Source organism: Aureliella helgolandensis (assembly GCF_007752135.1).
GTDB lineage: Bacteria > Planctomycetota > Planctomycetia > Pirellulales > Pirellulaceae > Aureliella > Aureliella helgolandensis.
In genome coordinates, this window is record NZ_CP036298.1 from 2,231,971 (window position 1) to 2,245,680 (window position 13,710).

General features: G+C 57.0%; 16 protein-coding genes. All 16 read right to left on the minus strand.

All coding sequences use genetic code 11. The annotated features are described in order from the left end of the window. Window positions 1-330: 330 nt before the first annotated feature. Complete coding sequence (locus Q31a_RS07870; RefSeq protein ID WP_145076357.1) at window positions 331-849, minus strand: hypothetical protein; 519 nt, start codon at window positions 847-849, stop codon at window positions 331-333. Further along, window positions 849-1,265, minus strand: coding sequence for a hypothetical protein (locus tag Q31a_RS07875; RefSeq protein ID WP_145076359.1), 417 nt, complete (start codon window positions 1,263-1,265; stop codon window positions 849-851). Before Q31a_RS07875 ends, Q31a_RS07870 begins: the two co-directional genes overlap by 1 nt. Continuing rightward, window positions 1,265-2,113 (minus strand): hypothetical protein, encoded by an 849-nt coding sequence (locus Q31a_RS07880; protein WP_145076361.1) that lies wholly within the window; start codon window positions 2,111-2,113, stop codon window positions 1,265-1,267. The genes Q31a_RS07875 and Q31a_RS07880 overlap by 1 nt, the downstream gene beginning before the upstream one ends. Continuing rightward, on the minus strand, window positions 2,113-3,822 hold the full coding sequence (locus tag Q31a_RS07885) for a phage tail tape measure protein (RefSeq protein ID WP_145076364.1): 1,710 nt from the start codon (window positions 3,820-3,822) through the stop codon (window positions 2,113-2,115). Before Q31a_RS07885 ends, Q31a_RS07880 begins: the two co-directional genes overlap by 1 nt. Beyond that, window positions 3,822-4,385, minus strand: coding sequence for a hypothetical protein (locus Q31a_RS07890; RefSeq protein WP_145076366.1), 564 nt, complete (start codon window positions 4,383-4,385; stop codon window positions 3,822-3,824). Before Q31a_RS07890 ends, Q31a_RS07885 begins: the two co-directional genes overlap by 1 nt. 274 nt (window positions 4,386-4,659) lie before the next feature. Then, entirely contained in the window at window positions 4,660-5,196 is a 537-nt protein-coding gene (locus Q31a_RS07895) for a hypothetical protein (RefSeq protein ID WP_145076368.1), read from the minus strand. 66 nt (window positions 5,197-5,262) lie between these two features. Beyond that, window positions 5,263-5,574, minus strand: a complete 312-nt coding sequence (locus Q31a_RS07900; protein WP_145076370.1) for a hypothetical protein — start codon at window positions 5,572-5,574, stop codon at window positions 5,263-5,265. A gap of 62 nt (window positions 5,575-5,636) precedes the next feature. After that, window positions 5,637-6,101 (minus strand): hypothetical protein, encoded by a 465-nt coding sequence (locus Q31a_RS07905; protein WP_145076372.1) that lies wholly within the window; start codon window positions 6,099-6,101, stop codon window positions 5,637-5,639. Beyond that, window positions 6,094-6,639 (minus strand): hypothetical protein, encoded by a 546-nt coding sequence (locus Q31a_RS07910; protein ID WP_145076374.1) that lies wholly within the window; start codon window positions 6,637-6,639, stop codon window positions 6,094-6,096. Before Q31a_RS07910 ends, Q31a_RS07905 begins: the two co-directional genes overlap by 8 nt. Continuing rightward, the gene (locus tag Q31a_RS07915) at window positions 6,640-6,966 is read right to left on the minus strand and encodes a hypothetical protein (protein WP_145076376.1); all 327 of its coding nucleotides are present in this window, start codon (window positions 6,964-6,966) and stop codon (window positions 6,640-6,642) included. Between the two features lie 72 nt (window positions 6,967-7,038). Continuing rightward, window positions 7,039-8,289: a hypothetical protein gene (locus tag Q31a_RS07920; RefSeq protein ID WP_145076378.1), complete on the minus strand. Its 1,251-nt coding sequence runs from the start codon at window positions 8,287-8,289 to the stop codon at window positions 7,039-7,041. Window positions 8,290-8,354: 65 nt separating this feature from the next. Further along, window positions 8,355-8,726, minus strand: coding sequence for a DUF2190 family protein (locus Q31a_RS07925; RefSeq protein WP_145076380.1), 372 nt, complete (start codon window positions 8,724-8,726; stop codon window positions 8,355-8,357). 58 nt (window positions 8,727-8,784) lie between these two features. After that, window positions 8,785-9,300 carry a hypothetical protein gene (locus Q31a_RS07930; protein WP_145076382.1) on the minus strand — a complete coding sequence of 172 codons (516 nt, stop codon included), beginning with the start codon at window positions 9,298-9,300 and terminating at the stop codon, window positions 8,785-8,787. Between the two features lie 96 nt (window positions 9,301-9,396). Further along, window positions 9,397-11,802, minus strand: a complete 2,406-nt coding sequence (locus Q31a_RS07935) for a phage major capsid protein (RefSeq protein ID WP_145076384.1) — start codon at window positions 11,800-11,802, stop codon at window positions 9,397-9,399. Window positions 11,803-11,835: 33 nt separating this feature from the next. Then, window positions 11,836-13,392, minus strand: coding sequence for a phage portal protein (locus tag Q31a_RS07940; RefSeq protein ID WP_145076387.1), 1,557 nt, complete (start codon window positions 13,390-13,392; stop codon window positions 11,836-11,838). 50 nt (window positions 13,393-13,442) lie between these two features. Further along, complete coding sequence (locus tag Q31a_RS07945) at window positions 13,443-13,709, minus strand: hypothetical protein (protein ID WP_145076389.1); 267 nt, start codon at window positions 13,707-13,709, stop codon at window positions 13,443-13,445. Window position 13,710: the final 1 nt, after the last annotated feature.

Below are 13,710 nucleotides of genomic sequence, written 5' to 3' on the forward strand. Positions count from 1 at the left end.
AGCCACACTGATGCCCTGCAACCTTCGCCACCAGCCTCTTGTAGATACCACCGCCCGCGAACCAAAGCAGGCGGTCAATGGTGTCGCCAGGACCTCTGTCGGTGGGCGTGCGGAATGCTGATAAGATTAGAACCCATCGCGGGGGTGTGAGGCTGGATTGCACAGAGCTAGTGTGGTCCCAGTCCCGAGGTGACGCTATTAGCCTGTCACCCATTGAGCCTGCAACGCAGTCTAGTTCCATGCCGCATGATGGGCATTTGACTCGACGTCTTTCAATGCCATGCAACCTAAACGGGTGCCCACATTCACAGCGGCAATCAGCATGCCTATCTAGCACGGTGTCCACTCGAAATCAAACACTCCCCCACCACCACCGCCGGTTCCAAACTCTTGATAGAAACCGGGTGCTAGTGCTACCGTGCACTGCGGATAGGTACACCCGCCAGGGGCCAAATCGTTAATAGGCGCGTCTCCCGTGGCTGAGATTTCGAGAAGCGTATATTTAATTCGACAAACCATAACGCCGCCGCCGCTGTCATAGGCGAAGATCTCAACCTTCCACTTCTCGTAATAGCTGCAATCCTTATCAGGCTCCCCTATTTTGCTATAGGACGTTTCTCGGGCTCGTTCAACTATCGCCACCTGCTCTGGTGTGGTGCCCACGCACACTTCGACCACTCCAGGACTTGTATAGGTGTTGGATCCTCCACCAGTCCAGTCACCACACCCGCCAAAGTAGTCTGTTCCACTAGGGAACTCGATCGACCCGCAACAAATGCAACCGCACTTGGCTAGATGCCCGCCGCTGTTCCTCAGCAAGTGGCCGCCCGTCGTGAACAGATGGCTCATTAGCTGCAGTCCTCAGCGGTATCAATGTTCGTCCAGTTTGTGCCATCCTTCGTGTACTCCAGATCCGGATCGGCCCAACGTACTCGAGTAACATAGGGACCAATCGAATAGTAGGCTTCCCCGGATTTGATACAGATCCCTCGTTGCCCGATTGCCAGACCATCGAACATGCCCAGAGTGTCGACTACGATTGCCCCCGTTTCGATCTCTTCGTCGTCGGCCATGTTGCGAATCGTTGCTGTGCCCGATCCGCTACTCATCGCTGCCGTGAGAGTGTAGAGGTAGTGGTTGTCGCCGCTCCCTTCGTCCGGAATTGGCGGAGGCCTGCGCGAGGCCCGTGTCTTCACCTCCGCCTCGTAGGCTCGGACAACTCGCCCGACTCTTGCCGCATCTTTGTTCGAAAGTAAAGTGCTCATCAGTCGAGTGCCACGGATCCTAGATTTAGCAAATCAAAGTCTGCAGTGTAGAGCAGCTCCCACAGGCGATAGACTGGCGTTCCACCTGCAGGTAAGTGCTCCCCATTTGCCTTCAGGGGAACCGGCCAAGCTGCCGGCTTGCCGTCAACGATGATACGTTTCTTCGCGCTACTGACGAGCTCATAGATTCCAGCTTCCAGTATTGGACGTTTCCAATCGCTGGCGATCGGAGCGAACGTGAACTCGTAAGTCACTACCCAGTACTGCCCGATGAACGCGTTATAGGCATCGCGAGCGATAATTGGCTTGAGCTTGACAGTCTTAGCGGCGTATCCTCGCCAGGCTGCAACGTTGAGTCGATTACCTAGTGCATCTGCAGTGGTCCGGTCAAAGCTGGCTTCGTTGCGGGTGATCGTCAGCTTGCGACGGAAGTCATCGGCATACACAATCTCGTCATAGCGATCGCCGGCCGCGTTGAGAATTGGATCACCGTTCACGTCGTAAACCGTTTCGAATTGCCGATCCTCATAGCCCCATTCGACTGTTGGTGGTTCAGCGAGCGGATTGTCTGGACGCTGCAATCCCGGATCACCAAACTCTACCGTGACCTGCCAATCCAACTTACTTGAACCGACAGGCTGCTCTTGGATCCGGATTGCTACCGCCCTGGAGTCGGATTCGTTTCCCCATGTATACGAGTCGCCATAGGACCAACCACTGTAGTCCCGTGCTTTTCCGGGCCCATCCGCGGCGTCATCCGTGGTAATCGCATAAACGATCGTATAGTGAGGTCCCTTAGCATCTTCGCCCCCCGTGACCGATAGGACCTGTTTTCGTACAAGTGCCATTAGAATCGAGTCTCCGGAAGTACGATTGGCGGAAGTCCAGCAATGCGACGCAGAACGCCCAATTGAGCTTGGGCTAGCTTCTCCAAATTCGCTGTGGAGAATGCTACCTCCTTTCCCGGATTAGCTCCGGTCTGCGCGAATCCATTGCGAGTCGCGGACAATTGTTGCTGCGACTGGCGAGCTAGGTTGAATGCCTGTTGAGGCGAAAGGCGGTTGGTTGCCGGCGGTGGAATGCGTGGAAGTGGTCTGCGTGTCGGTTGGTGACGTGCGGGCGCACCGCCTGGAATGCGTGGAGAGCCTTGGTTCTGCAATTGATCTGCAAGCGATAGGAGGCGAGTTAATTCAGCCTCCGGCTTGGAGACGTCAAAGCCGTCGAACTTCACGCTCGACAGTGCACCACTCACTAATCCGGAGATGCCATTCACACCCCGTAGAGCATTGAGTAAAAGCCCCGGTAACCGCTTAGCCAAGTCGAGCATGTACTTAGCCATGCTGAATAGAGCTAGTCGCCAGACCGTCTGCAGAGCATTCAAGCCTTTCAGGAAAATCACCTGCAATCCCGCGAATAGGATCTTTGCAGCCAACTTGTGCTGTCCTGCGGACAGCGCAGCCGAAATCCCTACGGAAACCTTCTTCGCTACCTGGACGATTTGGCCAAATGTGAATGATAAGTACTTGATCGCTGCCTCCAGCGCGCCCGTCTGATGCATTGCGTAGACAATTGCCCCAGCCATCGCGAGATAGGCTGCCCCCGCTGCGATGATGATCAACGTCACTGGATTGAGCAGACCAGCCAGGATGCTTGTTAGAGATATAATAGAACCAATCACGAACGCTGCAGCGGAAGCGGCCCCAGCCAAGCCAAGCAATGCTACTCCGGTGGTAGTAACTCCCAGAGCGACGGCAGCTAGAATCACCACCAATTGCCGATTGTTGGTAATCCACTTCACGACGACTGCCAATACATTCTTGACCGCATTCGCAACCGTTGTCAGCGCTGGAGCAACAGCAGCGCCGAGTTGCAGTACGATGCCCTTCATAGTTGCGGAGATGCGACCCCAAGCGTCTGTCAGAGCAGCCGCGGCCGCTGCGTCTTCTGTTGTTAGCTGGTGACCTAGATCGCGAGCCTCCTTACGGAGGTCGCGAATACCAGCAGCCCCGTTGGCGAACATTGGTAGTAGTTCCGTTCCGCTGCGTCCGAAGATGTCCATTGATCTGGCAGCCCGTTCGGTAGGATCCTCGATCTTGCTGATCGCTTCGGCGAACATCTCGAACTGTTGTATCGGCGTTTTGCCGGCGAGCTCTTCGGCACTGAGTCCAATTGCATTCAATGCCTCGATCTGCGATGCCGACCCGTCTGCCGCTTCGACCAGTGTTTGCTGCATCTTGCGAATGCTCTTCTCGACCGTTTCGATTGACGAGCCAGACTGGCCAGCAGCAAACTGCAGTTCGCTCAACGTCTCCGCAGCGACCCCAGTACGTGCGGCCATCTTTTCAATTGCATCGCCCGCAGATGCGAACTTCGAAGCTGCAGCAAAGAGCGGAGCAATAACGGCACCGCCCAACCCGGTAAGTGCAGCCCCTGCTGTTCCCAGCGACCGGGATACCGACTTCAGTTGATCCTGTACTTTCTTGGCCCCTGCACCGATTTTCGAACGCAGACTAACCTCGACAAAGGCTTCTCCCGCTTTGACGTCTTTACCTGCCATTATGCTGCTCCTGAGAGAAAGCCTGCCCACACGTCAGCGATCGTACCAGCAGCAACTTCCGCAGCCAGTGCAGTCCCCATGTAGGGACGCGCGGGATAGGAGAGCCGACGAGTTCGATATCGCTTCCATTCCCTAGCAGTGAATCGTAGATCTCGTCGAAACCACACGCTGGGATTCTTAGCGTTCTTGCTTTGCTCTTCGTGGATTAGAACCGACCCGCCAAATTCATGGAGCGATGTGATCGGAATACTCTGGCCACTCGGTCGTTGATTGACCTGGTTAAGCCTCACTGGACCGATGTAGACTGCATGGTTCGTAGCGTCGTAAGCAAACAGGATATTCTTGAGCGTCGCAACCTTGTCTCTACTGTGGACGCTCGGAGGTGATCCGGACTGTGAGACCTTCTTGCGACGGCGCAAGGACGTGCGTGCACGACGCCGAACGAACGATCCAATACGGGATAGTTGTCGCCGCTCCCCGCGATTGATCTTATCCTGCACCTTCATTCGGTCGAAAAAGAAATCCTTGACCGAATAGTTGATGTCGAATCCAGACTTCGCCATCACTTGAACTGCCTATTGCGTTGGGTGAGCATCGATCGCACTGCGTGCAGCGTGCCCACGGTGAGCGGATGCCCCTTTGATATAGGACCTGGATCACCGCGGAATGGATTGAGGGAGTCTGGGTGAACAGCACTCCGGCCCTCCGATCGCATTACGTGAATGATCTGTGCCTGCAGTGTTGCCGTCTGATCCCACATCGCCCGGAGCCGTCCCTCAGCCATCCAGTTGAGCTGGCGTAGCGTGTAGGAGCCAGGATCGACACCGACCAAACCAGCTAGTTCCCAGACGTCCTGCCAAGGATCAGTCGATCGATCTCCGCGGTTGCGTGATCTAGTTCGGCGTCCATCTGCTGATCCGCCTTTTCGGCGGCGTGATCTATCAGCCGCTGAACCTTCGTTCCCTGCAGCTTGGTCACTGACAGGTTGTCGAGTCGAGTTCGGGCGGCGATTGTTTGTGCGATCACCCCGGCCAGTGCCTTCTGGCCGATGCGGTGGAAAAAATCGATCAGTGCCTCACGCAATGCAACTTCGGCTTCAGCCCAAATCCGCTCCGCCTCTTCCGGAGAGAGCTCTCCGGGTAGCAGGTAGCGGTCGAATTCCTCGGGTGTTGCGAGACCGACCGCCAACGCCTGCGAATGGCACGCTGCCCAAAGCACCGCAAAGCGTTGGTAGGGATCGTCCATCACTCCGGCAAGTGACTTAGCGTTGAGGATGTCAATTGGCTCCTCGCCTCGCAACAACGACCGGGCTACCGACACGTTCACCATCACATGCCACAGAGTATCTTTGGAATCGCGGAATGAACGCGCCACTGGGAAACGCCTCGGGTGTTAGTGGTGTGTGAGCAAACAGGGGGCCGCATGCGTACGATGGCCAGGCTACTTAGGTGGCTGAGTCGACGTTTTGGAGGTTGCTTCTGTCGCTGCAGAGGATGCCTCGAGCTTCACGCCTGCCTTCTTGAGCAGTAGCACGGATGCACTCTGATTGAGTTCCACGGTGCGACCTTTGGTGCCTGCGTGCTGGGAACTGAGACGCAAGCACTCAGCATCTGGATTGTCCCCCAGCTTCCCAGGACCGCCTGCCAGCGTGATCAGGTGATCGAGCAGCTTGCCGGAGATTCGATTGAATCCCTGTGCGGACCGTGAGACGGCTCCGGTGAAGATTGTGATTTGGTCGGAAATGGGTAACATCGGAGACTCCCGCGAAGGCGAAGGCAAATGCAAAGTGAGTTAGACGAATTGGAAGGCAGTGCTTATGGGCCAGGCACCACATACTGATCCGCATAGAGAGGCGTGTCGTCATCTTCTTCGCAGACCTCTTCGAGTTCCACTTCGTAGCGGATTTTCCCGTTGACCGGTTCCTTGCGATCGAACGTGGTTACACCGAACGGTCCGCGAATCCCCTTGGTTCCTACCGTCGCAATTGCTGCCTCCATGGCAAACATGTCTAGATTGGAATCAGTCCAAAAGCTGGTGTTGAGTGCAGCAAACACGGGGTCTGTGGATCCATCGACAGCGTAGTAAGAGAACGAGATTTTGAGTTTCTTGTTGCCTCGTACCGTCTTGGTGTTGGGCGTTTCGCGAGTGTCAATCTCCTCGGTAGCCTTGCCGAGGTCGATATCCACATCGCTCACTCGCTTGACCTCGGATGCGGAGATCGAGTCGTAGGTGCCGACATTGATGTAGAGTTTCGCTAGCCGACCGACGTTGTCACTCATCTTCGTCACCCTCTGTTGTTTCTAGGTACGTCAATTGTAGGATCACGCTGAGAATCCCCAGCTGCTCAAGGTGGTAGGGCACATACACAGGGCTGTGCACGAGTCCCGTGAACACACAGCCCGCAAGTGCCACGTCGCGCAGTGGCCCCTCGGGCGCTTCGTCCGTCTCACCTCGCCAGAATCCCTTGATGCGTTCGACCAAGTCAAACACAGAATCGCCCCAGTCTACGTCGTCGGCGACCAGTTGCGTTACAGCTCCGAATGCATTGCTACCTGACTTTGGCTCTGGGGCTGGACCGGCTGCCTGGATGCAAACAATGGCTTCCCATTCGTGATCATCAACGCTGCCATGACGCCCAAGTACTTCGAACCCTGCATCGCCCGCGAACACGGAGACATAGGTCTCACCTTGGACGAACTCCGTGCGGTCTCTCAGTGGTAGCAATCGACGTGCAACGCTCAGACCTGACACGTCGGAGAGTAGTGTCGCCAGCTCAGTCGCGAGTGCTTTACTCAGTAGTGTGTAGCGACCTGGCACTTATTCACCTTTCACGATGATCGTATGAATACGGAGTGCCACGCGTTGGGGCATCCAGCGTGCCAACTTTCCATCTACCGGGTTCTTGGTCACGCGGTATTCAACTCCAGCCAAGTCGGTTAACGTATCTCCATCGATCGGGACGATGTCCCCTTCGGTACGTTTGATTTGATTTGCTCGGACGAGCCAGTCGACGCGGATGCCTTGCACAGTGCTCTCACTGCCGGTCTGCTGTTCGTCCGCGGCCTTGCTTGCACGCGTGGCCATTATCTCGATTGCAGCGGTGCCACGTCGATACGCAACGGGCTCCGAGGCATAGCGTTCCATTGACGCTATGCCTCGTTGTAGTGCTCGGGAGAATCGCGAGTTCACCATTTGGAATCTATCGTTTCGAGGAACTTACGCGCGACCATCTTGAATGGCTTGAATCAACTCCAATACTAGGCTGATGATTCGAGCCCAATCAAAGGCCTTCTCACCATTTCCAAAGGCAGTTTGCTGCGATCGCAGGAACTCAATCAACTCGCGTTCCTTCTGAGTGATAGCCATGCAATCATCTGCGGGGGGACAGTCTGGCTTGCAGTCGGGGCATGGTGGACATGGAGGGCAGTCCGGATCCTTGGGGGGATCAGGAACGTCGCCACCTGAGCCAACCCAGATTGGCATGTCTGCCATCGCACTCCCAGCGATCGACGCCAGGACGCTGACAGTCTCGGGACGATTCACGTTGTTTGAGGTCTCGATCAAGCCGCAATCACCGAAGATGCCTTCCTCGGTCTTGGGACGTTCGCCGTCGCCTTCGCATAGCTCAACGAGCCCTTGGGGACGCATGTCGGCCAATTGCATGTTGCGCTCGCTGGCGACTTGCCAGAGCTTGCTGGTCTTCTGCCCGGCACAACGATTGCCGATCGACCATGTCAGTAGGGCGATTTGCTGTTGTTTGGAGTTGTAGATGGCCGATCCCGACTGACCGCCAATAGCGTTGGGCGTCCCAGTGATGAGCCCATCTCCGTAGCCTCGCGCGTCATTGAACTGTTTGACGACCAGCGGCCACACGCATCGAGGCGAGCCCGTAGTGCCGAATGGAGGGCTATCGGGTTCGGTCTTCAGTAGCTGCATATATCGCTTACTGGAGAGCCCCTCGACGTAGACGATGGAGAAGTCCACCATGCGAGAATCCGAGTAGCCGGTCATCACTGTGCGGCCAGCAACTCTTTGCTGACCACCGTTGACCACGCAATCGACAGAAACCACGCGTCCTAGCTGAGTGCCAGTCACGTGGGCGTTGGTCAACACGAAAGAGCCGTTGCCGTCGGTGCCGCAAATAGTGCCTGATCCACAACTACCATTGTAGATGCATCGGGTATGTGGGTGATCAGCATGAACATCAGCGGTCTGAACAGTGAGTGGTGTGGATCCACTCCTCGGAGCCGACACTAACGGTCCCGGGTCGAACTGAGTTGCTTGCGTGCTACCCGCGTCGTTGAGGGTTCCAGGGGCGGGGCAAACCGTTCCTGGCTGGCAGGTGTTGGATTGCACAACGTTACTCGTTGGTGCCTGTCGGCGCCATGGCAAGAGCTGGGCCTCCGCCAGTTGTGCGGTCTCCGAGATTGCGAACAATGCAATCACGGCAAATGCGAATTGTTTCACGGCTTTATCCTTGTGAGCAATTGGGAACTGAAGCGAGAACGAACATCGGTGTTCGTCTGAAAGAATTAGGTGTTGGTGTCTACGAAAGACGGTCCGGGGCTGTTGAGCAATACAACGTTCGTCGTTTCGTCGGCAACCTTTGCCACATCGGCACGGCCCATGATCTTGTTGCTACCGACTGTGTCGGTTGCTTCTTTGTTTGATGCGTCCCAGTAGACGAGTGCACCTGCGATCCACTCGTCAGATGCCTTGGCTGGCGCTTCGACACGACCAACTGCCTGAGCTGTATAGGTCTGCCCTTCGACAAAACCCGATTGTGCGGTGATCACACCAGCACGGTTCATTGCATCGAAAACGATATTGCCACTGACCAGGCCTCCGGAGGGAGTCACCCCCTTGAAGTACTCGCCACTGTTCAGGTACTTAATTTCGCTCATCTGACAAACTCCGAAACTGTTTAATTGATGGTGTGCAACGCAACTGGGCTAATGAGAGCTACTTGATCGCATCGATCGCTTTGTTGATCGCTTCGTCGCCAGCTTTCGCGATGCCCTTGATCACTCGGAATGAACCGTTGAGTTGGCGAAACTCCCGAGCGTCGGCGACGGTCCTAATCGATCGACCGTCTGGAAATTTGGCTGTTTCATCCTTGGTTAAGAGATCTGCGAACTTCTGTTCCAACGCCAGGTCCGCAATCGCTGGAGTGTTGTCCTCGGTCGTCCTTGAGTCTCCGGAGTCCGGTTCTGGACTGCCGCCAGTGCCGGGGGCCGGAACTGTGTCGCTACTAGCACCAGGTGCGTTGGAGGATTCTCTCTCCGGATCAGGCGAGCCGTTCGGCTCACCGGGTTCAAGAACGGGGCGAATATCTGGTGTCGCACGACGAATGCGAGTCCAGCCAGACATAGAAACCGATTCCCGATTCTCGTCAGGAAGTCGATCGAGCGGAGTGCCTTCGGGATAGGTGACCCCGTCTGAGCAGCGGACGGGCCGCGATAGGACCTGGTTCGACATCGATAGAAACTCCGGCAGGTGATAGGCAGCGAATGTATGGGGGCAGAGCTGGGAACCGTGGCTCCCAACTCTGCTTCGGGGTTGTGTCAGTGTGGGTTACGCAGTTGCTTTGGCCATCGATCGGAAATCGAGAGCCTTGGCACCGATGAAGTGCTTGACGGTGATCGACAATCCGAATTTGCCACGCCCGAGCTGCTCGACGATGACTTGTGGAACTCGGCCCGTTCCCTCGAGGAACTGCACTTCGATGGTATGGCCCTCGGCGGAAACCAAGTACCAAGTGGTGAGTGATCCCGCCAAAGTGGATCCCGTGAGTGGATCGACCACGCCATTGTCTAAGCGGCTTTCCTCGATTGGCATGATGTTGCGGGTACGAATAGGATTCGTCGAACCTGCACCACTGTCGTTGCTGATCACAGCGGACTGGGTCAGTTGGATCGCCAGGTCACCCAGGCCAGTTGGCGTGAGCAAGTGCGTAGGCTGCAGATTGAGTGACGCATCGCCATCCTTCTGCCGTGACAACATCGCCCGAACTTTCTGCAGGTTCGGCTGACTCAACGCGGAGGATCCGGAGAGGTTGAGGTGGTCGGCATGGAATACTGCGATTCCATCCTTCAGGGCCGCATTGGCCAGCAGAACCGCCGCGACCATGTTAGGTCGTAGGCGAGCTGCGGCTTGACCGAATTCACGTGGAGTCCGGCGTAGCAACTGGAATTGATCGTTGATGAAATCGTTCTCATCAATCTCAGCAGTACGCGAGTAGCGATCGGCACGCACTTTCTCACTCGTCGCATCACGATGTGCGTGATCGGCCTCATCGCCAGTTGGATGCAAAGTGAGATCCGGAGCCGCTTGCATGCGTGGGCGATCGGTCTCAAGCAAGTTTGGTACATCCTCTTCGCTTGTCCAACCGCGTGAAAAGTCACCCGATTCAACATAGGCATCGATCGCCATAGCACCTATGGACTGCGTGAAAATCACTGCAGTGGATCCAGTCGAGAAACCGGCCTGCAGAGTTGCCAAGCGTCCCGACCGCCCCACATGGTTTGCTGGCAGAGAGTGCCCCTGTGCACGCAATCCCTGTGCAACGTAGTCGATCATTTCCAGATCGCGATACGCTTGAGCATCGTTCATGATTCGTTGTCGGCCGGGATCATTGACCGGGAGGCTCATCCACTCGGGCGTTGCGTTGTTTTGCGGTAATACCGCATCGATATTTCGACCAGCCCGCAGAAGAATCCCAGCCTGCAAAGCTGCCAGCGATCCGCGTTGTTGCGGGCTCGAGCTGTGAATCCCCACTCCACTAGGACGTCGGTTTCTTCGTGCGTACAGTTCAGTTTGATCCACACTCCACCCTTCTCGAATGGCATGGGCGCGGAGGGTGGTATCGGCACGCCCTTCGGCCTTGATGCTGAGATTTCCCAATTTGGTTGTGATTGAGCGAATGCCCTCGATGCGATCCTCTTCGGCAGCCGCCTCGCGACGCTGTGCCAACAATGCCGTGTGCTGCGCACCGGTAGCTTGTCTGGCTCCAGCGGTCAGGCTGCTACCGCCACGTCCAGCCACCAATGCGGCGTCCGCATCGGCGTCGGCTGTATCGGCATCGGCACCGGCGACTTCCCCGGCTCCTTCCCCTGCGTCGACATCGGCACCGTCCGCATCGGCACCGTTGTCGTCGGAAACTTCCCCCGCCGCGTCGGCACCGGCGGCCACTTCGGCGTTGAACACGGCTTGCAACTGCGACTTCTGAGCGTCGGTGAGTGTTGCTTCGTCCCAGCCTTTGGCGGCCAGCCACTGCGAAAAATTCATTACCTGCACTCCGCTTTGGTTTTTAGAGGCCGCGATGGCCGGTTGGGTGTTGTTGTCACCTGCGATGGTTACAAAACTTACTTCGTCGAGTACTCCGGCCATTACATGGAGGATCGGCCCGACAAACTCTTGGCCATTCGCATGAAGGATTTGACCCTCCGGGATAATCTCGTGTTGCAAGTGAGACATGCCGATCGAAGTTCGCCACGGAAAGCCCCTTGCCGCTCCACCGCGGATCTCCCGACTGTCGCTGTTGTCGATCGAGAATGCGCCCTCGACGCGAATGCGATCGGTGAGCGATACCGTTCCATGACCCACCGGGCGCTCGGGATCATGGGCACGATGGACAGGCAGCGTGGCATTGGCGACCAGTCCGGCAATGTTGACCACTACCGGACCATTCCAATTGACACCATTCAGCAGGGGAAACATGACTCCACCGGAGTAGGCGTCCAAGTCGAAGGTGCCGACATCTTGCTCAGTGGCCGCCGCGTGAATCACCGCCTCAGCCGTCAGTGTCAGTCGTCGACTGGAGAGCAACGCGCATGATCCATCCACGGTCGGGGCTGCAGCCTGCAGGAGCGTCCGTAAATGGGTGCGGCGTGCATGGCCCAATCGCTCGGGGGTGGGATGCACAGCGATGGAGGTCGGAGATTTGGCGGGCCGAGATCGGCGTGATTTGCGTTTGCTCATTCGCGCAGCGTACTGCGCTGCGATCGCCCTCCATTACAGGGAGGGCTGCCGTCGAGCCACTGATGCATTCCCAGCGTCATCCGTGTTCGCATCATCGTTGGGGGCATCATCTTGGGCGGAAGCCTGTGCAGGTCCAGTGGTGGGCTGAGGGTTGGCAGCCATCCGCCGTTGTCGTTGCGCTTCGATTTCCTCCCAATGCAGCTCCGGATCGATCCCCTGTTCCATCAGGTAATCACGCTCGGTTTCAAGCCCGGCGTCAATCAGTGCGATGTGCGTTTTGGCATCCTGCAGGGGATTGACCGACGCAGCAGGCTTCCAAGTCCAGCGGTGGGGCAGCTCTTCGACCGGGGGCAGGGAGTATCGGAATTCGCTGTTCACCAACAACGCTTCGTCAAGCCACCATTCAAAGATGCGATCGAGGCATTCGATCTCCCAGTCCACACGCTCAACGTCCAGGGCGTGGTAGTAGATTTGATGATCCAGCCGCGCAGATGAATAGTTGTAACCAGACGAATCGCCACGGGCCTTATTCGTGGGCATGTGGATACATCGGGCGATCTCCTGCAGGAGCGCGTTGCGGAACTCCACGTAGGTAGTCGTCGGCTGCTCTGCCTTGAGCTGCTTCATGTCGTAGCCATAGGGCAGAGCCGTCATCATGCCGCGATCGATGTCCACCGATTCAAAGGGATCTTGCGGAGTGTGTCCATCCTCGAATGCTCCCGCTTGCGTGTGGAGCAACGCCACGAAATCGGCTGCTGTTTCTGCCGCTAAGACGGTTGCAAGTGTGTAGCGGCGGCTCATCGCAAACAGCGGTAGAGCGGGCGTCACCTCGGGAATACCCCGCACCTGCCCCGGACGCTCGTGATTGAACAAGTGAATGACGTGGTCCGGATCGAGATCAATCGGTTCTCCCCAGTTCCCCATTCCTCGGCGATCGCCAGGGTGAAACGGGAGCATGTGATAGAGTTCTGGATTACCCCAAGAGTCGAAGTGAATACCGTCGACCTTGTTTGCGTCGAGCTGGTTGTCTGCCCAACCTGGCGTAGAGATCTGGTCGGATTCGACCACACGAATATCGAGCTTTACCGGCCCACGCAAACGGGGATTCGTCGAAGCCAGCAAGAATGCCTCGCCGTCAACGCACTTGGCCAGGCGTGCGGTGCGGAGTTTACGCACCAACCGCACCTGCCGAGCCCAGGATAGAAAGGCGCGTTCGATGCGACGCGCCATGTCTTCGTGACCCTTCAGACGGATCTGCAGTCCGGGGCCCGTGGAGATAAAGTCATTGGCGAGTGTGCAGACGATACCCTTGGCAAAGCTATTCGACTGCAGGCATTCGTAACGTGAGCGACTGCGAAGTGTTCGTCGAACATCGAGCGAGTTCGCTTCTGCGGATGACAGGTCATCGGCAAACCGCCAGTGCTTGGTGTTTTCGCTCGTCGTCTGGGCCGCATCGTAGGCAGCTCGGAGCTTGGTGCGGAATTTGGCACGGGCCTCGGCCGCCGCTCGCTCGCGCGTGGTCCGGAGAGGATTCCCGTAAGGGTCGACAAGTCGAGTAGCCGCGGCGGTGGTGTGGATGAGTGCATTCATGCCGCCCACGTTATGCCAGGCAGTTCAGCCGACATTACAGGCCCAGTTCTCTACTCCCGAACAGCCCCGCCGGGGTTGACTCGAGCGAACCGCACTCCGAACGGAGCTCGCTTGGCGGCGCGCTTGGCGGCCAGGTAGCGATCCGCCTCGATTTGATCCTTCAAATTGCGATTGGAAACCGTCACACCGTCGACCGTGATCGATTGCGGGTCGGTAGCATTTGCCGCGATCTCCCCAGCCAGGTCGCTCTCTGCGTTGGCTGCGGTTTCTCCGGAGTAGTCTCCGTAGTATTCACCGTAGGAGGCTTCGTCTGCCATA